Consider the following 19758-nt stretch of genomic DNA (forward strand, 5'->3'; position numbering starts at 1 on the left):
CGGATATAAACCGATGGTAAAGTAATTGGTTAAGAAAACGGTGCTGTTTTTACGCCGGTTTCGAAAAAATAGCTTTAAAACAGCGGTTACTCCAATAACCCTTTCATGCCGTCTTCGGCTCTGGAGGTAACAAATTCCACCACCCGGCACTCCACTAAATCTTGGTATACGAATGGGTCATTTTGCATGAGTTCCTCTATTTCCGCCCTGCTAGTAGCTTTGCAGATAATCAGTCCGCCGTCACGTGGAACCTTTCGGCCGGAGGCCAGGAAATGACCGGTGGTGTAATGCTTTTCTACAAAGGCCATGTGCTCGGCCATGAACGGTTCAATTTCAGAGAAAGGCGCTTTATAGGTGAGTTCAATCAGGAACATAGCGGTAGATGTTGTGCCTTGTAAAACTACAGGTTCTGTGCGTTTTCGAACTATTTTTCAAAAAACAACCCTAAAACAGAAATTCTTTGTTTTGAAAGCCTTATACATTGTTTTCAATGCCCTTCGCGAAAGCATCAATGAAAGCATGTTTCAGCACGTTGATAAAAGTTTTCCAGCCGTTGGTTTTCGGGTTGTTGATGTCGCCGGTAATGGGAATTCTGGTGGCAATCTGGTCGCGGGGCTGGTTTTCGGCGGCCTCGGTGAATATACCAATTACTGCTTCTTTCACGGCACTTAATACGCCACCCTCCTTCACGTCTTTCTTCACATCAAGCACTTTCACTTCCTCAAAGAAAGGTTTTATGTAGCCGTCTAGTTTCCCGTTTGTTAGCTTTAGCTCGCTGTACATGTCCAGCTTACCGCGCTCCACATCAAACTTGGCATAGGCTTTTATGAAGTTATTGATGCTGGTGAGATTGACTCCCGTGAGTTGAAAATTAGAGTCAAAATCTGGGATTTTCTTGAGTGCGTCTACCTGCATCTCGCCTTTGAGCGCGCCGCCGCCAATAGACTTACCAGTGACTGTTACTTTGGAAGGTAACTTATCACCTACTTCTTCTACGTTTGCCAAGTTCAACGCCACCAGTTCCATGTCATGAATGGGCAATTTCACATCTGGGGAAACGGTAAAATCAAGAAACGTCAGTTTGCCGCTGTGCACGGTGAAGCGGTTAATGGTAATCGGCATGAGGTCTTTGACAACATCTGTCCAATGGTTCAAGGTAGGGTCTTCAGAATTAGAGGAGCCGGCCAGTATGTTCATTTCAGGACTAGACATGATTACTTCGCCCACCAATCTTCCTTTAAACAAAGCTTTCCACTCAATAGATAAGTCAGTTACTGGTATGTTCAGGAAAGGGTACTTTTCGTTTCCTTTCTCTTCACGCAGCACAAGTCCCTCTATCTGATAAGCTCCACGAATAAGCGCAATGTCAACATCTTCCACATAGCCGGTGTAACCCGGAAGTTCCTCCAGGGTTTTGTTCACGTAACTCTTGACAACGTAAGGCAGCGCAATTCTGAAAGCCAGCAGCAGTACCACCACGGCTAGCGTTATTTTAATGGGTCTGGTGAGACGAATGGTCATATCAACTCGGTTTAGTTTAACCTTAGCGCTTGTCTGATACGAAAGCACCTTTACTACAGTTGAATATCGTTATTCGTTGTTGGTTATTTGTTATTCGATGCTTTCCTACCTGGCGCAAGCGTCCGCTTGTGTCCGCATGCATTTCTGTTCTGCTATGCGTGCGGACACAAGCGGACGCTTGCGCCATTATTTAGACGCTGCTCCAGCAGACATAAAAATCGAACTCAAACAAAAAGCCAGCTGTTTCGATTTCAGCAACCAGCTTTCGTTTTTGACCTGTTTTCAGAAAAACAGCTCCAAAACAACGTTACCTGACTCGCGACTCAGAACTCGCGACTCGAGACTCTTTTATAGTATCTTTGCTTAAAATTTAAATCCTTGGCTACCGCTCCTAAAATTCTGCTCATTACGCCGCCGCTCACGCAGCTCAACACGCCCTACCCCGCCACGGCCTACATCAAAGGCTTTTTGCGCGGACGCGGGTTTGACGTAACGCAGGCAGATTTTGGGCTGGAGCTGGTACTGCGGCTGTTCTCACGTAAAGGACTGCAGCAGGTGTTTCAGACAATTCTGGACGGAGCGTATGATTTGTCAGACAACAGCCAGCGTATGCTGCGCTTGCGCAAGTCTTATCTGGACACCATTGAGCCGGTTATCAAGTTCTTGCAGGGCCGCGACAGCACCTTGGCGCACCCAATTGCCATGGGTGCCTATTTACCCGAGGCCAGTCGCTTTCTGCAGTTGGCAGATTTGGAAGAAGCTTTCGGGACGATGGGCATTTCAGACAAAGCCCGTCACCTGGCTACGCTTTACTTAGAAGATTTAGCCGATTTAATAAAAGAGACCGTTTGCCCGCATTTCGGTTTTAGCCGCTACGCCGATAAACTGGCCATGAGCGCCACTTCGTTTGACCCGCTGGAGGAAGAACTGCAAACGAAGCCAAATCTGGTAGACCAAATGCTACTGGATATTCTGGACGAACGTCTGCAGGAGGCCCAACCCGATGTAGTTGGTTTCTCCGTTCCGTTTCCGGGTAACCTGTACGGTGCGCTGCGGCTGGCGCAGTTCATCAAGCAGAAGTACCCGCACATTAAAACGCTCATGGGCGGCGGCTACCCCAATACTGAATTAAGAACCCTACGCGAGCCGCGCATTTTCAAGTACATTGACTACATCACCTTAGATGATGGTGAGGGTCCGTGGTTAAAGCTACTGGAGCATTTTCAGGGGCAGCGTCACGTGGAACAGCTGCAGCGCACGTTCCTTTTCCTAAATGGAGAAGTACAATACATCAACGGCTCCGCCGATGCTGATATTCCGCACACTGAGGTGGGCACTCCAGACTACAGCGACTTGAAGATACACGAGTACCTGAGCGTGGTGGAGGTGCTGAACCCCATGCACCGCCTCTGGAGCGACGGCCGCTGGAACAAACTCACCGTAGCCCACGGCTGCTACTGGAAACGCTGCTCTTTCTGTGACATCACTTTAGATTACATATCCCGCTACGAAGCCGCTCCCGCCACTTTGCTGGTAGACCGTATTGAGCAGATTATTGCTCAAACGGGACAGACAGGTTTCCATTTTGTAGATGAAGCCGCTCCACCCTTGGCGTTGCGTGATTTGGCCATTGAACTGCTGCGCCGGGGCGTGAAGATTACGTGGTGGGGAAACATCCGTTTCGAAAAAACCTTCTCCGCTGATTTGTGCCGCCTGCTGGCTGCCAGTGGTTGTATTGCCGTATCGGGTGGATTGGAAGTGGCCTCTGATAGGCTGCTGGCGAAGATGGAGAAAGGCGTGAGCATTGCCCAGGTGGCACGGGTGACACGCGACTTCACGGCTGCCGGCATCATGGTGCACGCGTATTTAATGTACGGTTTCCCTACCCAGACCGCGCAAGAAACCATAGACTCTCTGGAGGTAGTGCGGCAGCTGTTCGAGCAAAACGTGATTCAGAGTGGCTACTGGCACCGCTTCTCAATGACCGCCCACAGTCCCGTTGGCAAGAACCCAGAAAAATATGGCGTTGTAAAAGTGGGTCCCGAGCCTGGTCTCTTTGCCGACAATGATTTGTGGCACGACGACCCTAAAGGCGCTGACCATGAACTTTACGGCGCTGGCCTAGCGAAAGCACTGTACAACTACATGCACGGCATAGGACTAGAGGAACCGCTTTCGTTCTGGTTTGAATTTAAGGTTCCGCGCGTGTCGCTACCTAAAAATATGATAGCCCAGGCGGTAGAAGCCATTGGCAAACCAGATTCTGAGAAGCAGAACCTGCGCGTGCTGTGGCTGGGAAATGCGCCTGAAATAGAAGTAGTGACCAAAACCAAAAAAGGTCGTACCTTCCAGAATGCCCTTCTCACGTTTGTGGAGAAAACCGAAGAATACGAAATCCGCACCTCGCCCGAGGTGGGCCAATGGCTGCACACTTGGCTTACCAGATTGTCAGAAGATTTAGGTACCAAGTTCCTGCTCAAGGATATGGCCACAGATTATCCAGAAGGACAGATGTTTACTTTTCAGGAGTTCCTGATTACAGATACTTGGCTGGAGCTGCGTGAGCGGGGACTGTTGATCGTCTAATTCTGTTTTTGACTTGTTTTCAGCAAAGTAAGCCGGAAACGACTTTTCTATTTAACATGGCTAACATGGCGCAAGCGTCCGCTTGTGTCCTCATGCATTCCTGTGTTGCTATGCGTGCGGACACAAGCAGGCGCTTGTGCCATAAAAGGTCATGTAACTTCTGCCTAGAAACACTCAAAAGATAAAAAAATTATATTCAATAAAATAGATATTCAACAATAGGGGAAACTAAAGGAGTGGCTGTCATAACTTTAGACTTTTTAAATTAATTTCAGATGTGGTGCAACCAATTGGCACTCCCTAGAATCTGTATACTAAATCCAATCTTACATTCAAGATTAAACCTTCATTTATGAAAAAGCTTTTCTCCTTTTTATTTCTTTTTATCCTTACGCTTTCCTTCACTAGTTCCGCTCAATATTCTAGATGGCAACCTATCACCTCCCCTCCGGTTACGGCTCAAGCCTTTGCTATCGGTAAGACCAACAATTATTTCTTCATGGCCAGTTATACCGAAGGCCTGTACCGCAGCACTAACCAAGGAGCAAGCTGGCAGAGAATCAATTTCGACCCACAAGAACACAGGTTTTATGCGGTAGAAGTTCGGTCAGACGGAGTGGTTTTTGCGGGAGGCATAGGAGTTGTTTTCAAGTCTACTGACCACGGCGCCAACTGGACCAAACACTCTATTGGCGCCAACTCTGCGGTTACGCATATTGCGTTCCGCAGCAACGGGCATGTACTTATTGGCACCCAGAATTTGATGCCAGATGCTTTGTCTTTACCACTTAAAGATGCTGGGGCTGGGGTTTTTCAGTCAACCGACAACGGTACTACCTGGAGCACTCTCAACACTGGCATAGAAAATACCAGCAAAGCGGTGGGTGCCTTGGTGGAAGGTCCTGGTAACCACTTATACTTAGCGCTCCATGGCCAAGATGACGCAGAAACCGGCGGCGTGTACGTTTGGAAGAGTGGGGAAAATGCCTGGCAGAAAAAACCTTTTGTATTCAGTTTTCCTACCTATACCAACACCATTGTGCCTACCGGCATTTTTGACATGGCTCTTGATGGCTTTGGAGGGCTTTACGTTACTGTTGAGGGGGTATCCGCTTTTTCTACCGGTGGAGCAAGAGTTTATATACAGGCCTTTCTTAAAACTACAGACGCCGGAACTACTTGGCAAGCCACTCACATTGTAGAAAACCCTACTACATATAACGTTGAGCCAGTACCTGAATCATTGTTTTTGGCGGGAACATCAAGTGCGTGGTCTGCCACCGTTTTAGCACATAAAAACAGTAATTTGGAGCAGGTTAGCGGATTGTACAACCTTACCGAAACCAACACCTGGAATTATAACCCTGAAGCGAACCTGATCAGCTATTTCCCGATGCTCTTCGCGGAAGACTCCGAAGGCAATGTGTATGCGTTGGAAGCCAACAATGCCAAGCTGTACAAAACCTCTACCCTTACCTCCACGCCCGATGAGGTTACATTTACCACATCTAACGTTTTCCCCAACCCGGCTACAGACCAAATGACAGCTGCATTTGAGCTTTCTAAGGCAGCAGACGTGCAGGTAACGGTTCTGGACATGGTAGGAAGGACTGTACGTGAAGTGGTCAAGGAGAAATTACCGCAGGGCACGCACCAGTTTTCCTGGCATACTGATTCCGCTCCGGCTGGAACGTATTTGGTTAAGTTTTTGGTAGATGGCAAGGCGAAGGTGCACAAAGTAGCGGTGGTGAGATAAAAGCTTAACCAAAACTGACTATCTGCTTTCACCTTTTGGCTGAAGCATCAAGTGGTCCTGTTTTTGGGGTGTTTTCACGAAACACAAAACAGGACCACTTAATTTATTTACGCACTTCCCGCTGCATGTATAAATCGCGCTGCACGTCTTGACCCAAGATAAACTCCAGTTCCCCCACTTCTCTGAAATCAAACTTCTGGTAGAATTTGATAGCTCGATCATTGTTTTCCCAGACCGTGAGCCACACCACGTCATGGCCTTTTTCATAGGCTCGGGCTATGCTCATGTGCATGAGTTGGTGACCCAGTCCGTGGCCCGTCCAGGCATTCAGCAGGTACAGTCGGCTAATCTGGAAGGGGCTTTTACCCGTTATTTCTGGTGGGGCTGGCGCGCTGCTCCACTTCACGTAACCTACGGCCTCTCCCCCGGCTTCTGCAATCAAGAATTCGGTATTGGGGTCAGCTAACTCCGCGGCTTGTATTTCGGGCGAATAAATGGTGGGGCGGAAGGCTTCCATGTCCTCGGGTTTATTATATCGCGCGAAAGCTTCCTCAAACGTGCGCCAGCCTAGGTCTGAGAGTAAGCGGGCATCTGAGGAGAGGGCGGGGCGAAAGGTGAAAGTGCTCAAATTTTATTGGATCAAATTAGATGTAAAGATACTTGGTAGAGGCCTCTATTGAGAAACTTTGTTTTTAAGCTAGTTTCTGAAAAACAGGCTAAAAAAGAGTATTTGGTTCAAATCTAACGTGCTCTGTACGCTCACAACAGTACAAAGACTGCTTCACCCAATTTAAATTGATTCTCTCTCCTTATTTGGGTAATATGCTTTCCCAAACGAGACTATAATTTCCACACATATGGCCTTTGAAAAAGATTGCCCCCACGCTTTGCCAGAGAGCAGCGACCACAAACCGCCGCACGAAGCCCGAAGAATGTTTCTGAAGCAGTCGTCTATTCTGACGGCCTTTGCCTTAACCCCGGGCGTAGCCGTAAAAGCCGCAGACCTGAAGTTCGAGGAAAAAGTGGCTGCTGCTTTTGAACAAGTGAAAGTGACGCTGGAAATCAACGGAAAGAAACACAAGCTTTCACTTGAGCCCCGCACTACTTTACTGGACTTGCTACGGGAAAGACTACAACTAACCGGCACCAAAAAAGGCTGTGACTACGGCCAATGCGGCGCCTGCACCGTGCACGTAGACGGGCAGCGGGTAAACTCCTGCCTCACGCTGGCCGTGATGCAAGACGGCAAAAAAGTCACCACCATTGAGGGTTTAGCCGATGGCGATAACCTGCACCCCATGCAAGAAGCTTTCATTAAGCACGACGGGTTCCAGTGTGGCTATTGCACCCCTGGTCAGATTATGAGCGCAGTAGCCTGCATAAGAGAGGGCCACGCTGATTCTGACGAGGAGATACGTGAATACATGAGCGGCAACATCTGCCGGTGCGGGGCTTACCCAAACATAGTGAACGCCATCAAGGAAGTTAAAAACGGAGGGCTGAAAGTATGAACCAGTTCCAATACGTTCGGCCTACCAAAAACAAGGCGGCCATTGACACAGTTACCAAAGACCCTAACGCCACATTCATAGCGGGCGGCACTAACCTACTGGACCTCATGAAACGTGGTGTAGTAATGCCAGAGAAGCTGGTAGATATCAACAAACTACCCCTCCGAAAGATCGAGAAAGAAAGCGGTGCGGTTCGCATTGGGGCGCTGGCCCTGAATGGTGTGGTGGCTGAGGACAAGCTGGTGCTGGAAAAGCATCCGCTGCTGGCGCAAGCTTTAGACGCCGGGGCTTCGGCTCAGCTCCGGAACATGGCCACCGTGGGCGGAAACATGATGCAGCGCACCCGCTGCCCGTATTTTTATGACACTGCCCTGCCCTGCAATAAACGGGAGCCCGGCACCGGCTGCAGCGCTATAGAGGGGTACAACCGCATGCACGCCATCTTCGGGTTCAGCGATAAATGTATTGCCACGCACCCGTCTGATATGGGTGTAGCGTTGGCCGCATTAGATGCTACCGTGTTAGTTTCTGGTCCCAAAGGCGACAGAAAAATTCCGTTTGTAGATTTTCACCGTCTGCCCGGCGACACACCCCAAATTGAAACGAACCTGCAGAAAGGGGAGCTCATTGTGGCGGTAGATGTTCCGGAGAACAACTTCGCCAAACATGCACATTACCTCAAGGTACGTGACCGCGCTTCCTATGCTTTTGCTTTGGTTTCCGTAGCGGCAGCGCTGGACATTGAGAACAACACCATTAAAGATGCTCGTTTGGCCATGGGTGGGGTGGCACATAAGCCTTGGCGGTTGACAGAGGCCGAGAAAGCGTTGGTGGGTAAACCAGTGTCAGAGCATACGTTCAGACAAGCAGCCGAAGTGGCCATGCGCGGAGCCAGAGCTTTTGAACACAACCAATATAAGCTTAAGCTGGCACCTAACTCTATTGTTCAAGCATTAAAAACTGCGGCCGGGCTCGCCTAATTTCAAAAAATATGAAAGATTATTTCTTCCAAGATACCATAGGAAAGCCGATGGACAGAGTAGACGGTAGGGTCAAAGTAACCGGCGCGGCCAAATATTCCGCTGAGATTGAACTGCCTAATATGGCGCACGGCGTGTTGGTGGGTAGCACCATCGCCAAGGGCCGCATCAAAAACATAGACACCAAGGCTGCCGAACGGGCACCGGGTGTTTTAGCCGTCCTCCACTACCAGAATGCACCAAAAGTGCCGGGTTACGTGCAGGCGGCGCACCCTACCGAGCCTAAACCAATTGGGCAACCGCACCGCGTTTTCTACGACGATAAAGTTTACTTCAACGACCAGCCTATAGCGCTGGTGTTAGCCGACACCTTGGAGCGCGCGCATTACGCCGCCAAGTTGGTAAAAGCCAGTTATGAAGAGGAAAAGCACACTACCAATTTCGCTAAGAATACAGACAAAGCTATTCTGCCTACCGCAGCCAAGCGGAACCCGCGCCACGGACTAAACGACTACGTGCGTGGCAAAGAAGATGCCTATAAAAACGAGCCACTGAAGATTGAAAGCGAATATGTTATTCCGTCGGAGATGCACAACCCGATGGAATTGCAGGCTATTGTGGCGCACTGGGAGGCCGATGACAAACTCACCGTCTATGATAAAACTCAAGCGGTAATTGGCACCCAGAACGCCTTTGCCCGCGAATGGAAGATTCCGGTGGAGAACGTGAAAGTAATTGCAACATACGTAGGCGGTGCTTTCGGGAACGGGCTGCACACTTGGCCACACGAAACAGCCGCCATTATCGGCGCAAAAAAACTAGGGCGCCCCGTGAAGTTGATGCTCACCCGCGAGCAAATGTTCACCATGGTAGGTTACCGTCCGCACGCCTGGCAGAAAGTAGGCATGAGCGCCACCCCAGACGGAAAGATTACCGCCATCACACACGAGGCCATTGGGCAGACTTCTTCTTACGAGGAATTCACGGAGAGCACGCTGCAGCAGACGCGCATGATGTACACCAGCCCCAACGTGACCACCCGTTACCGTATTCTTCCACTAGACATTAGCACTCCTATCTGGATGCGAGGCCCCGGCGAAGCGACGGGTGCATTTGCTCTGGAGTCTGCACTAGATGAAATGGCACACGTGCTTAAGATTGACCCACTGGAGTTCCGCCTGAAAAACTACACCGAGCGTGACCCTGAAAAGAACCTGCCCTGGTCCACTAAATTTCTGAAAGAAGCCATGCTAATGGGCGCAGAAAAGATTGGCTGGAGCAACCGCCCGATGCAGCCCGGCACCCTCCGCGACGGTGAGTGGCAAGTGGGCTACGGTATGGGCGTTGGAACCTTTGGCGCACACCGTGGCCGTGCTACCGTTAAAGCAACTTTGTACCCAGACGGCAAGGTAGTCATGCAATGCGCCACCACTGATATTGGTCCCGGCACTGGTACCGCCATGGTACAAATTGCCGCCGACAACCTTGGTGTTGCTCCTGAGCAAATTACGTTTGAGCTGGGGAGTTCGCTGTTTCCGCCCTCGCCCAGCCAAGGAGGTTCGGCTACCGTGGCCAGCGTGGGCTCTGCAGTACGGGCAGCCAGTATCGCGCTGAAGCAGAAACTAGCCTCCATGGCCACCGGAAACGCTGATTCTGGCTTCAGAGGTGCCAAGTTTGAAGACCTCACATTCCAGAACGGACAGGTTTCCCTAAATAATTCTCCGGGCACCAAACTAACATATAGTGATATTCTGAAGCAGCAGGGCCTGCCGGAGCTAGAAGTAACCGAAGAGTCTAAGCCGGGCGAGGAGCGGCAGAAGTATTCACTCTATTCTTACTCGGTACATTTTGCCGAGGTGAAAGTGCATCCGCTCACGGGGCAGGCACGGGTAACCAAAATGGTGTCCTGCGCCGATGCCGGCAAAATTGTGAATATGAAAACCGCCGGAAACCAGATGATTGGCGGTGCGGTGGGTGGCATAGGCATGGCCCTGACCGAGGGCGCCGTCATGGACGTCCGTTTCGGGCGGTACGTGACCAAAGACTTCGCTGAGTACCACGTACCTGTTCACGCCGACACGCCTCCCGTAGATGTCATTTTTGTGGACAAGCCTGACTTTATCAGCACACCAATGGGTACCAAAGGCATAGGAGAAATTGCCACCATTGGTGTAGCCCCAGCCATTGCCAATGCTATCTTCAACGCTACCGGCAAACGGGTAAGAGAACTTCCTATTACACCTGATAAGCTGATCTAATAGTGACCTAAACAGAGAAGCCGCTCCAGTACTGGAGCGGCTTCTCTGTTTGATATTTTTCTCCTTTTCTGGCGCAAGCGTCCGCTTGTGTCCAACTATACTAGATTAGGAATACCGCGGACACAAGCGGACGCTTGCGCCAGTGATTGTCTGTTTTTGGCCTACTTTTGAAAAAACAGGCTAGAAACAGACGCTGAAAGACTAATATCGGTAGCCGGGGAAATACTTTATATCCAACTCCATGTAGTCCTCGTCATGACCAGTTCCTGAAACAGTATCGCCGCCGTCATCCACAATACTCTTTACTTCAATAGTACCATAGATTAACCAAGAATCGCTGAATGGGTAGCGAACTTTGAAGGCATAGATATCGCCTACCTGTACATTAGTAGCACCAGGAGTAGCCGGACCATATTGCTCCATAGCCAAGGCAATCTGGTTGGGCTGGTACCAATTCTTTGCCGCATCGGGTACTTTCACAAAAAAAGCTTGACGGTTCCCTGCTACTTCCCCGGAAGAAAAGCCATGCTCAAAACGGTTGTCATACCAATCACGCAACGGCATTTTATTCGTCACCAAGGCCCAAGGCGAGGCAAATCTATCACTCACCAAGGTTTGCGGAGCTGCATTATTAATTGCAAAGTCAAGAATAACTAGAGAGTTACTTTTATCTCCCCAATAGTTGTAGAGCTTGGAATTCTGATAAACCTGTGGAGCCCCTATGGTGAATTTTATTTCGGGCACTTTCCCGGTAGCGGGGTCTTTGTAGAGAACGCCTTTAGCATCTTCGCCTTCAAAAGTCAAAATCACTTCCTGCCCAGGTTCACCTTCAACAATATATTCCAGCGCATATTCTGCTGTATGTATGCCACCAGAAACGTCAACACCTCCGTTGATGATTAAGGGAAACTCCCGCCCCCTGATGTTATCATACGCCCTGAAGTTTTGTATACCTTGGTTAGTAGTGTAGGTGAACAAGTACCTTAGCGTGTCGCCAGAGTATATTTTCAAATCACTGGTTCGGCTAGAAGGAATATAACCAGCATTAGAATATTTAGAGTAGAGGGCAACCGCTGAAAAAGAGGTAGAAGGCTCCGGTTGCAAATCATCATCGTTAGAGCAGGAGCCCATCAGAAAAGGGGCGGCTATGAGCCACAGGAGGTGTAATAACTTACGCATGGGTTTAGGTATAAAGAATAGGAGCTCTTGTTCATCAGTGTCACCTTTCTACTCTATCCCGCTGCTCTTCCAGATGAACTAAAACTTCTTTTACAAAGACCAAGCCAAAGCTATTCTCCCCTATTCAACTCCCATAAAAAAGCCCGCTGATTTAAGCTTGTTTTTCAGAAAACATGCCTAAAACAGCGGGCTTATATAAATGACAGGATTATTAGTCCCGTTTGTTCTTCAACATTTTACGCAGTTCCGCTAGTTCATCACGATACTTGGCAGCTTGCAGGAAGTCTAGCTCCTTGGCGGCGGCCTCCATTTGCTTCTCGGTTTTCTTGATGACTTTCTCCAGCTCGTCGCGCTTCATGTACTGCACCACCGGGTCAGCGGCAATGGCCAAAGCATTCTCATCCGGGCCGGCGTAAGCCTTTGGTTCCCGCTTATTTGAGTCTGCCACTGAGGTTTGACCCATGATGGCTTCTTTAGATTTGTACACGGTGCGTGGCGTGATTCCATGCTCGAGGTTGTATTCCATTTGAGTAGCCCTGCGGCGGTTAGTCTCGTCGATAGCCCGTTGCATGGAACCCGTGATGCGGTCAGCGTACATGAGTACTTTTCCGTTCTCGTTCCGGGCCGCGCGGCCAATGGTCTGAATCAACGAGCGCTGGTCACGCAGGAAGCCCTCCTTATCGGTATCTAGAATGGCTACCAAACTCACCTCTGGTAAGTCAAGTCCCTCACGGAGCAGGTTTACCCCAATGAGCACATCAATATCTCCCAGGCGAAGTTCCCGTAGAATCTCCACCCGCTCCAGAGATTTCACTTCTGAGTGAATGTACTTCACCTTGATATTTAGGCGCTCCATGTACTTACTCAACTCCTCTGCCATTCGCTTGGTGAGCGTGGTCACCAAAACACGGTCCCCGGCTTTGATTCGGTTGTCCACCTCGTCCAGCAAGTCGTCAATCTGGTTCTGGCTTGGCCTAATTTCAATCTCCGGATCAAGCAAACCAGTTGGCCGGATAATCTGCTCTACAATCACGCCCTCAGATTTCTGAATCTCATAGTCTCCGGGTGTAGCGCTCACGAAGATGACCTGGTGCATGAGGCTTTCAAATTCATTGAACGTAAGCGGGCGGTTGTCCATAGCCGCCGGCAAACGGAAGCCATATTCCACCAGTGCCGTTTTGCGGGAGCGGTCACCGCCCCACATGGCCCGCACCTGCGGCAACGTGGCGTGGCTCTCATCTATCACCATCAGGAAGTCATCTGGGAAATAGTCGAGCAAACAGAACGGCCGGGATCCCGGCTGCCGACGGTCAAAGTAGCGGGAGTAATTTTCAATACCTGAGCAGTAGCCCAGTTCCCGAATCATCTCCAAGTCAAACTCGGTGCGCTCTTTTATGCGCTTGGCTTCATTGTCACGCCCCTCTTTCAGGAAGTACTCGTGCTGGGCCACCATGTCAAACTGAATCTCGTTGATGGCTTGGTTCAAGGTGTCCTTGCCTGTCACGAAGAGGTTGGCTGGGTACAGCGTAATTCCTTCTTCATCGGCTATTTTTTTGCCAGATTGCGGGTCAATGCGCTGGATAGATTCAATTTCATCGCCCCAGAAGTAAATGCGGTAAGCAAAGTCAGCATAGGCCGGAAAAATGTCCACAGTATCGCCTTTCACCCTGAAGGTTCCACGTGTGAACTCTACTTCGGTGCGGCTATACAAGATAGACACAAACTGGTAAAGCAGATTATTCCGGCTTACCCGCATGCCAGGCGCCAACGGAATCACGTTCTTCCCGAACTCCTCGGGGTTACCGATACCGTAGATACAGCTTACCGATGCTACTACAATCACATCACGTCTTCCAGATAGCAAAGCAGAGGTACAGTGTAGCCGGAGCTTTTCAATCTCTTCGTTGATAGCCAAGTCTTTCTCAATGAACACATCAGAAGAAGCAATGTACGCTTCGGGTTGGTAGTAGTCGTAGTAGGAGATAAAATACTCTACTGCGTTGTCGGGGAAAAATTGTTTGAATTCGCCGTAAAGCTGGGCGGCCAGCGTTTTATTGTGGCAAAGTACCAGCGTAGGCTTCTGCACTTGCTGCACCACGTTGGCCACTGTAAAGGTTTTACCGGTACCGGTGGCTCCCAGTAGTACTTGGGCGTGCTCTCCGTTGTTCACACCCTCAACAAGTTGGGCAATGGCGCGGGGCTGATCGCCAGTAGGTTTGAATTCTGAGGTTAGTCTAAACTTCATGCGCGAAGATTTACAATCAAAGGTAACGTATTATAACATCTGCTGGCGCAATAGAGTTTAGCATTTGCTAAAGAAAGTAGCGTTTTTGGGCTGTTTTTCTGTAAATAAACGAAAAACGCCGCTTTTAATAAGCGGCGTTCAACTATTATATAAGGCTCTCGCCTTTAAAAAACTTTCACTTATAAGCTTACCCAGCCATCGCTTTCAGCCTGTATAGAAATCGCGCGTACTGTAGGCAAGAGAAGTAAGGGTGATGAAATAGAATAGGCACCAAATTACAACTAGGGTTCATTGGCAACGAACTATGGCATGTAAACCATTTGGTTTCTTAAAGTCTCTACTGCAAAAGGTTTCTGCTCATGCGCCTTTATAGAGAGTATTACCTGCCCTCTATCTTTCTCCGTAAGAACCATTTTAATTTCTTCCTTCATCCAAAGAGAAGCACCTCCTACATAAAGCGGAACGGAAAATAGCAACACCCAAGTTCTTAGCACCTTGGGGATAGTGTAAGTTTTATGCATTATAATTTCTTTTTGTAGAAAAAATCTGCGAAAGAATCAGCTAGAATTGGTTCTAACCGGTTGCTAAGGATTGAATTTGATGGGCTGGCTAAATATCGTTATAAGGTAAATATTTAGAATCAAATTTAAAATAAAAAGCAAAAAGACTTTTTAAATATTTTATACAACCTCACAAAACTGAAGATAGGCTGAATTGACAACGTCTAATGTACAAATATATTTTATTTATATATACGCCATTTGCTACCTATACTAAGTCCAAACTGAAAAGCATTGGGTTGACTTTCGCTTTCTTTCAGGAAAGGGGTAAGGGCATAGGTTACCTCTGGCGCCACCATAACACTAACTTTATCATTAAGCTCGTACCCTAACCCTACTGAAGTAACTGAAAAACACTGCCATGACCTGAAGGGAGAGTTTTCATTTCCAAACTCATAGTGCACTGTCTCCAGCTGATTATTTTGGGGCGTAATGCTGTTTTTCAGCAATAGATTCAAGTTAACTCCGCCAGAGGCATAGGCAAAGAACTTGCTCAAGTCATGCCTGTACCCAATCCGGACTGGCAACCCTACTTGCTGGTATCGGTACTGGGTGGTGTAGGTATCTGATTTAGAAACAGAAACAACATTGCCTGTTTGGTATTGAGCAACATTATTAAATATTGGTTCTGCTCTGAGCACTGCCAACCGGTTTGACATTTGGTCAGTACTGGTGCTGTTTATAACATAGGAATGAGTGGTGGTGGCCACATTTTCAGCGTATAGAAGGCCACTTTCAACATGCCACTTATCATTGATGCTGTAGCTTGCACCCAATCTGGCGCTGTAAGAATATGACGGACTATAGCTCTGGTTAAACTCACGCATTGCCTTTTGGTACTCTTGGTATACCTGAGGTTGGGCAGCAGACAGTTCAGTAAAGGAAGCCGGCGCCATACTTCCTTCATTTAGTTTTATGGGGGAATAAGCATATTGGGGAGCATACGCAAGCGAAAGGCTCCACTTAGAGACCTCAGCGACGGCAGGGCTTATTTCTTTTCTCTCTGCGGCTGTTTGGGCTAACAATTGATCAGGGCTGCTTTTCCGTAAGAGCAATGTACCCGGTTTTTCTTCTGCCGCAGAGTCTGCTTTTGTAACAACTCCACCTGAAAGTCCATTTAATGCCGTAACGCTACTTGCTGTAGCAGGATTTACTGGTGCTGCTACAGCCAATTCTGCTTCTAAGCCAGTAGATGATTTTGAGCCTGAGTTAGAATTTGAATCTATTTTTACCTGGGCTATTACTTCCTCTGTGGGTTCAAAGCCTGGCGCCGTTTCCTTCACTTGGCTACTACTTCCTTTCTTAACTTGGTCAACAGTGGCAATTGCTTTTTCCCCCCTCAGCACTTCTCTAGTGTTTTTAGCCTGTTTTTCAGAAAACGGACCTGAAACAGACGCTAATCCTTCGTCTACATAATCTGAAGAAACGCCACCGTTCGCCACAGATTTCTTTACTCTTTGATTTAGTTCCAGCTTATTGCTTTGCTCTTTAGATAAAGCTACTGTGCCTTCAGACACTAGGTCTAATCCATCATTACTGTTCCACAAGAAAGCCCCTGCAGATACCAGGAGCAACAAAATAGCCGCAGCGGCAGCCCTATACCAGAACACTTGGCCCCGGTACTTTTTCAGCTCCTGGTTTTCCAGCTCCCGATTCAGGTTTTCCCAAATCTTGCTAGAGGGTGTACTCTCCGCTCCTTCAAAGCCCTCTCTGAAAATATCTTCCAAAGAAGGATCGTGCTTTTCCTCAGCCGATAACTTTTTCATGATATTTACCTTTTAACCGCACCACCGCTTGCCGTAAGCTGGCTCTGGCACGGGAGTATTGTGACTTAGAAGTACTTTCTGTGATGTCTAACATCTCTCCAATCTCTTTGTGGGAATATCCTTCAATGGCATATAAATTGAACACCGCCTGATACCTTGGCGGTAATTCCCTCACCAACTGCAATAGCTCTTCATAGCCATACTTACTGTCTAAGCTCTCTTGCTCTGAGGCTTCGTCCCACTCATCTTCTTGGGCCGTGACAGAAAGATGTCCGTTGCTGCGCTGGTGCTTCAGGGCTGTGTTGATGACAATTCTTTTAATCCAGAATTCTATGGGGCACTCTCCTTTAAAATTTTTAATATACATGAAAACCTTCAGGAAAGCATCTTGCAGAATGTCTTCCGCCTCAAAATCGGTGCGGGCATACCGTTTACTCACCGCCAACATTTTACCGGCATACCGCTGGTAAAGCTGGTGCTGAGCTTCTCTTTTTCCGGCTACAGCCCCTTTTATCAGGTCTGCTTCGGATGACTTTTGTGGCGAGAGAATTTTCAACGGATGTAAAATATCGTCATCTAACAGTAAGAGCCCTCGGCAACGGCAAAGGTTGCATGACTAAATCTTTGCCTGCATTTTTTTTGCAAAAGAACTTCAACGCTTAAAGGTATAGACAAACTAACTTCACCTCTCCCCCTATACAATAGATACAAAAAAAGCTGCATTGCTCTAACAATGCAGCTTTCATGACATTAGACTGTGAACTCTGTTTTAGGCTTACTTTTCAAAAAATAAGCCTAAAACAGAGTTATTTATTCCATATCTGCCAAGCTACCTCGGCTTGCAGGCAAAGCATTTCATACCCATTTATAGTCTTTGCCCCCTGTTCTTTCCCCTTCTGCATAAACAATGTCTCAGCAGGGTTGTATACCAAATCATACAGGTAATGGTGCGACGAAAGCAAATGATACGGAATATTAGGTGCTTCCTCTACCTTAGGGTAAGTACCTACCGGCGATGCATTGACAATTAACGAAACAGAAGACATAAGGCTTTGCGTCAGCTCCTGGTACGTAAGTATGCCTTCCCTTTTTTCTCTGGAAACTACCTTGTAAGCAATATTGAGGTATTCTAAAGCAGCCATTACAGCTTTGGCTGCTCCCCCAGTACCCAATACCAACGCCTGTGATTGTGAGTAGCAAGGATAAAAGTTCTGGAGCGACTGCATGAAACCTTGGTAATCTGAATTGTGACCTACTAGCTTGCCATCAACAAACTTGATCACATTCACAGCCCCAATACGAGCAGCGGCCGGCTCTAATTCATCTAAAAACGGAATGATTGTTTCTTTATAAGGAATGGTAACATTTAACCCTCTTAGGTTAAGATTATTCTTTAACAACTGAGGAAACTCCTGAATACTGTCTAATTCAAAAAGCAGGTACTTGCTGTCTACTATGCCTTCAGCTCTAAACTTATCTGTGAAGTACTTTTGAGAAAATGAATGACTAAGTCTATACCCCACAAGTCCATAAACATTTTCCATAGCAACTTCAGAGAAACAAAAGGTTTTATGAATTAAGCTTCAGAAGTATTGTCTGAAGTAAAATAATCTAAAATATAAACTAGGGCAAACCCTACAACAGCTAAACCAACTCCGAACATTATGTACGGCTCTTGACCAGTGATCTCAAAATAATTCTGGGGCAGCACATTGCTCTGCACCAAAGGTTTCACCACTCCGTGCCGGTCTGTGTAGGTTTCAAGGGTTTCCTTCCATGGCCAGACCTTGTTTAAAGACCCTATCATAAAACCTGTCAATAATGCAACAGATACATTATAGTAATTCTTCAGCGCCCAGTTTAGCACATGCGAGAAGAGCAACAGCCCCGTAACACAGCCCGCGGCAAAGGTTAGCACTACAGCAATCTTCAGTTCTTTTACCGCATTAAGTATAAATTCATACTTAGCAAGTAACACCAACAAAAAGCTTCCGGAAACACCAGGCAAGATCATGGCGCAAATGGCAATGGCCCCGCAAAGAAAAATAAACCAATAGGTTTCTGGTGACTGGGTAGGTGTGGCTACCGTCACCAGATAGGCAACCACCGCCCCTATTACGCCGGCCAGTATGACTGGAAGAGACCAATTAGTAATCTGTTTACTTACCACCACCGCCGAGGCCACAATAAGTCCAAAGAAAAAGGCCCAAAGCAACTCTGGGTAATTCTCCAACAAGAACAGAATAACATTAGACAGCGAGGCAACAGAAAAAAGAATGCCTGCCACCAACACCACCAGAAAGCTGCCGTTGATGTGCTGCCAAAAGCCTTTTAAATTAAACTTGCTAAGTAATTTCAAAGCTTCCCCGTTCACTGAACGAATAGCCCCCAATAGCTCTTCATAAATGCCTGTGATAAAAGCAATGGTGCCACCAGATACACCAGGCACCACGTCTGCCGCCCCCATGGCCATTCCTTTTAAAAACAGCAGAAGATATTCCCTGAAAGTTCTTTTTTGCATGTACCTGAGGTGTTAGCCTTAAATTTCTTTAATAAAAAGTAATTGCCCAAAGGAACTAGTCCTGTGGGCAATTATATGTAAGAGGAAAATTTACTTCAAAAGATTTGTTTGCTCCTTATCCAAAAAGTCAGAGAAGGTATCGCCCCTTAAGCCTAGGCGGATAGTTTCCAGCGGTATAATTTCATTAGGTGCTATATTCCCAAGATTCACGTTGGCACCAAGTAATTTGATAAAGAAAACCTGTTGCCCTTTTTGAGGAGCTTCCCAAATAATCTTTTCAAACGGAATTTTGGTCAAAATCTCATCTACCAGACCGCTTCTCACTTCTCCGGTTGATCTGAACAACCCTACATTTCCGCCTTCCCGTGCTTCACCAATTACTTTCCAAGCGCCGGCATCTAACTCTGCCTGCATAAGGCTGATCCATTTGTACGGCGGAATAATTTTTTCAGCGTCTTTTGACCCAACCTCAGACAGCACCGTTACCTGATCAGACAATGCCCGAATGAATTCACACTTACGATCATGGTTGATTTCAATGGAACCGTCAGACACTTCAGCGTACTTTAACTGGTACTTATCAAGTAGCCGCCGGTAGTCTTCAAACATATCACGCACAATAAAGGCCTCAAACAAGGTACCTCCAAAGTAAACCGGAATACCAGCTGCCTCATATATGGATAGTTTTTTATCAAGGTTTGGCGTTACGAACGAGGTTGCCCAGCCAAGTTTAACGATATCAACGTATTCTCCGGCTACCTCCACAAAATTCTCGGTTTCTCTTAGGCTTAGGCCTTTGTCCATGGCCATAGTGAAACCGCTTTCTCTTGGTTTGGAAGTGCGCTCTGGCAACTGGGAAAGTTCGTAATTCATGT

16 protein-coding genes are annotated in these 19758 nt (G+C 47.7%); 5 read left to right on the forward strand and 11 right to left on the reverse strand.

The genetic code is table 11. The features are described 5' to 3' along the window. Positions 1-86: 86 nt before the first annotated feature. Complete coding sequence (locus A8O23_RS06135) at positions 87-374, reverse strand: YciI family protein (protein WP_066618146.1); 288 nt, start codon at positions 372-374, stop codon at positions 87-89. A gap of 100 nt (positions 375-474) precedes the next feature. Continuing rightward, a complete protein-coding gene (locus A8O23_RS06140) occupies positions 475-1521 on the reverse strand; it encodes a DUF748 domain-containing protein (RefSeq protein WP_066618149.1) in 1047 nt (348 codons plus the stop codon). A gap of 378 nt (positions 1522-1899) precedes the next feature. Here A8O23_RS06140 and A8O23_RS06145 point away from each other — a divergent pair, with 378 nt between their 5' ends. Both A8O23_RS06145 and A8O23_RS06150 read left to right on the forward strand, forming a co-directional pair. Next, positions 1900-4107, forward strand: coding sequence for a B12-binding domain-containing radical SAM protein (locus A8O23_RS06145; protein ID WP_066618151.1), 2208 nt, complete (start codon positions 1900-1902; stop codon positions 4105-4107). A gap of 352 nt (positions 4108-4459) precedes the next feature. Continuing rightward, positions 4460-5863 (forward strand): VPS10 domain-containing protein, encoded by a 1404-nt coding sequence (locus A8O23_RS06150; protein ID WP_066618152.1) that lies wholly within the window; start codon positions 4460-4462, stop codon positions 5861-5863. Between the two features lie 103 nt (positions 5864-5966). Here the strand turns inward: A8O23_RS06150 and A8O23_RS06155 are convergent, their stop codons facing one another. Next, the gene (locus tag A8O23_RS06155) at positions 5967-6491 is read right to left on the reverse strand and encodes a GNAT family N-acetyltransferase (protein ID WP_066618154.1); all 525 of its coding nucleotides are present in this window, start codon (positions 6489-6491) and stop codon (positions 5967-5969) included. Positions 6492-6795: 304 nt separating this feature from the next. On the opposite strand from A8O23_RS06155, the gene A8O23_RS06160 reads away from it, so the two are divergent. From A8O23_RS06160 to A8O23_RS06170, 3 genes are read left to right on the forward strand one after another with little or no spacing between them, the layout of a single operon-like run. Beyond that, a complete protein-coding gene (locus A8O23_RS06160; RefSeq protein ID WP_204377679.1) occupies positions 6796-7374 on the forward strand; it encodes a (2Fe-2S)-binding protein in 579 nt (192 codons plus the stop codon). Beyond that, positions 7371-8354 (forward strand): FAD binding domain-containing protein, encoded by a 984-nt coding sequence (locus A8O23_RS06165; RefSeq protein WP_066618157.1) that lies wholly within the window; start codon positions 7371-7373, stop codon positions 8352-8354. Before A8O23_RS06160 ends, A8O23_RS06165 begins: the two co-directional genes overlap by 4 nt. Before the next feature lie 11 nt (positions 8355-8365). Further along, positions 8366-10612 carry a xanthine dehydrogenase family protein molybdopterin-binding subunit gene (locus A8O23_RS06170; RefSeq protein WP_066618159.1) on the forward strand — a complete coding sequence of 749 codons (2247 nt, stop codon included), beginning with the start codon at positions 8366-8368 and terminating at the stop codon, positions 10610-10612. Positions 10613-10813: 201 nt separating this feature from the next. Here the strand turns inward: A8O23_RS06170 and A8O23_RS06175 are convergent, their stop codons facing one another. The 8 genes from A8O23_RS06175 to A8O23_RS06210 form a co-directional block, all read right to left on the reverse strand. Then, the gene (locus A8O23_RS06175; RefSeq protein WP_153042089.1) at positions 10814-11791 is read right to left on the reverse strand and encodes a hypothetical protein; all 978 of its coding nucleotides are present in this window, start codon (positions 11789-11791) and stop codon (positions 10814-10816) included. A 211-nt stretch (positions 11792-12002) separates the two neighbouring features. Further along, entirely contained in the window at positions 12003-14036 is a 2034-nt protein-coding gene (uvrB, locus tag A8O23_RS06180; protein WP_066618165.1) for an excinuclease ABC subunit UvrB, read from the reverse strand. Between the two features lie 302 nt (positions 14037-14338). After that, the gene (locus A8O23_RS06185; protein WP_066618173.1) at positions 14339-14557 is read right to left on the reverse strand and encodes a hypothetical protein; all 219 of its coding nucleotides are present in this window, start codon (positions 14555-14557) and stop codon (positions 14339-14341) included. A 221-nt stretch (positions 14558-14778) separates the two neighbouring features. After that, on the reverse strand, positions 14779-16362 hold the full coding sequence (locus tag A8O23_RS06190) for an outer membrane beta-barrel protein (protein WP_066618175.1): 1584 nt from the start codon (positions 16360-16362) through the stop codon (positions 14779-14781). Next, positions 16343-16918, reverse strand: coding sequence for an RNA polymerase sigma factor (locus tag A8O23_RS06195; RefSeq protein ID WP_066618176.1), 576 nt, complete (start codon positions 16916-16918; stop codon positions 16343-16345). The genes A8O23_RS06190 and A8O23_RS06195 overlap by 20 nt, the downstream gene beginning before the upstream one ends. A gap of 250 nt (positions 16919-17168) precedes the next feature. After that, on the reverse strand, positions 17169-17906 hold the full coding sequence (locus tag A8O23_RS06200; protein ID WP_066618177.1) for a shikimate dehydrogenase family protein: 738 nt from the start codon (positions 17904-17906) through the stop codon (positions 17169-17171). A gap of 32 nt (positions 17907-17938) precedes the next feature. Continuing rightward, the gene (locus A8O23_RS06205; RefSeq protein ID WP_066618179.1) at positions 17939-18883 is read right to left on the reverse strand and encodes a DUF368 domain-containing protein; all 945 of its coding nucleotides are present in this window, start codon (positions 18881-18883) and stop codon (positions 17939-17941) included. 90 nt (positions 18884-18973) lie between these two features. After that, entirely contained in the window at positions 18974-19756 is a 783-nt protein-coding gene (locus tag A8O23_RS06210) for a phosphosulfolactate synthase (RefSeq protein ID WP_066618185.1), read from the reverse strand. Between the last annotated feature and the right edge of the window lie 2 nt (positions 19757-19758).

The organism is Rufibacter roseus (assembly GCF_001647285.1).
In the GTDB taxonomy this organism is placed as follows: Bacteria; Bacteroidota; Bacteroidia; order Cytophagales; family Hymenobacteraceae; genus Nibribacter; species Nibribacter roseus.

Excerpts from the sequence above, each read along its gene's own strand:
- A8O23_RS06135 (WP_066618146.1), bottom strand. The coding sequence starts at position 374 with ATGTTCCTGATTGAACTCACCTATAAAGCGCCTTTCTCTGAAATTGAA.
- A8O23_RS06140 (WP_066618149.1), bottom strand. The coding sequence starts at position 1,521 with ATGACCATTCGTCTCACCAGACCCATTAAAATAACGCTAGCCGTGGTG.
- A8O23_RS06150 (WP_066618152.1), top strand. The coding sequence starts at position 4,460 with ATGAAAAAGCTTTTCTCCTTTTTATTTCTTTTTATCCTTACGCTTTCC.
- A8O23_RS06160 (WP_204377679.1), top strand. The coding sequence starts at position 6,796 with ATGTTTCTGAAGCAGTCGTCTATTCTGACGGCCTTTGCCTTAACCCCG.
- A8O23_RS06165 (WP_066618157.1), top strand. The coding sequence starts at position 7,371 with ATGAACCAGTTCCAATACGTTCGGCCTACCAAAAACAAGGCGGCCATT.
- A8O23_RS06170 (WP_066618159.1), top strand. The coding sequence starts at position 8,366 with ATGAAAGATTATTTCTTCCAAGATACCATAGGAAAGCCGATGGACAGA.
- A8O23_RS06175 (WP_153042089.1), bottom strand. The coding sequence starts at position 11,791 with ATGCGTAAGTTATTACACCTCCTGTGGCTCATAGCCGCCCCTTTTCTG.
- uvrB (WP_066618165.1), bottom strand. The coding sequence starts at position 14,036 with ATGAAGTTTAGACTAACCTCAGAATTCAAACCTACTGGCGATCAGCCC.
- A8O23_RS06185 (WP_066618173.1), bottom strand. The coding sequence starts at position 14,557 with ATGCATAAAACTTACACTATCCCCAAGGTGCTAAGAACTTGGGTGTTG.
- A8O23_RS06190 (WP_066618175.1), bottom strand. The coding sequence starts at position 16,362 with ATGAAAAAGTTATCGGCTGAGGAAAAGCACGATCCTTCTTTGGAAGAT.
- A8O23_RS06200 (WP_066618177.1), bottom strand. The coding sequence starts at position 17,906 with ATGGAAAATGTTTATGGACTTGTGGGGTATAGACTTAGTCATTCATTT.
- A8O23_RS06205 (WP_066618179.1), bottom strand. The coding sequence starts at position 18,883 with ATGCAAAAAAGAACTTTCAGGGAATATCTTCTGCTGTTTTTAAAAGGA.
- A8O23_RS06210 (WP_066618185.1), bottom strand. The coding sequence starts at position 19,756 with ATGAATTACGAACTTTCCCAGTTGCCAGAGCGCACTTCCAAACCAAGA.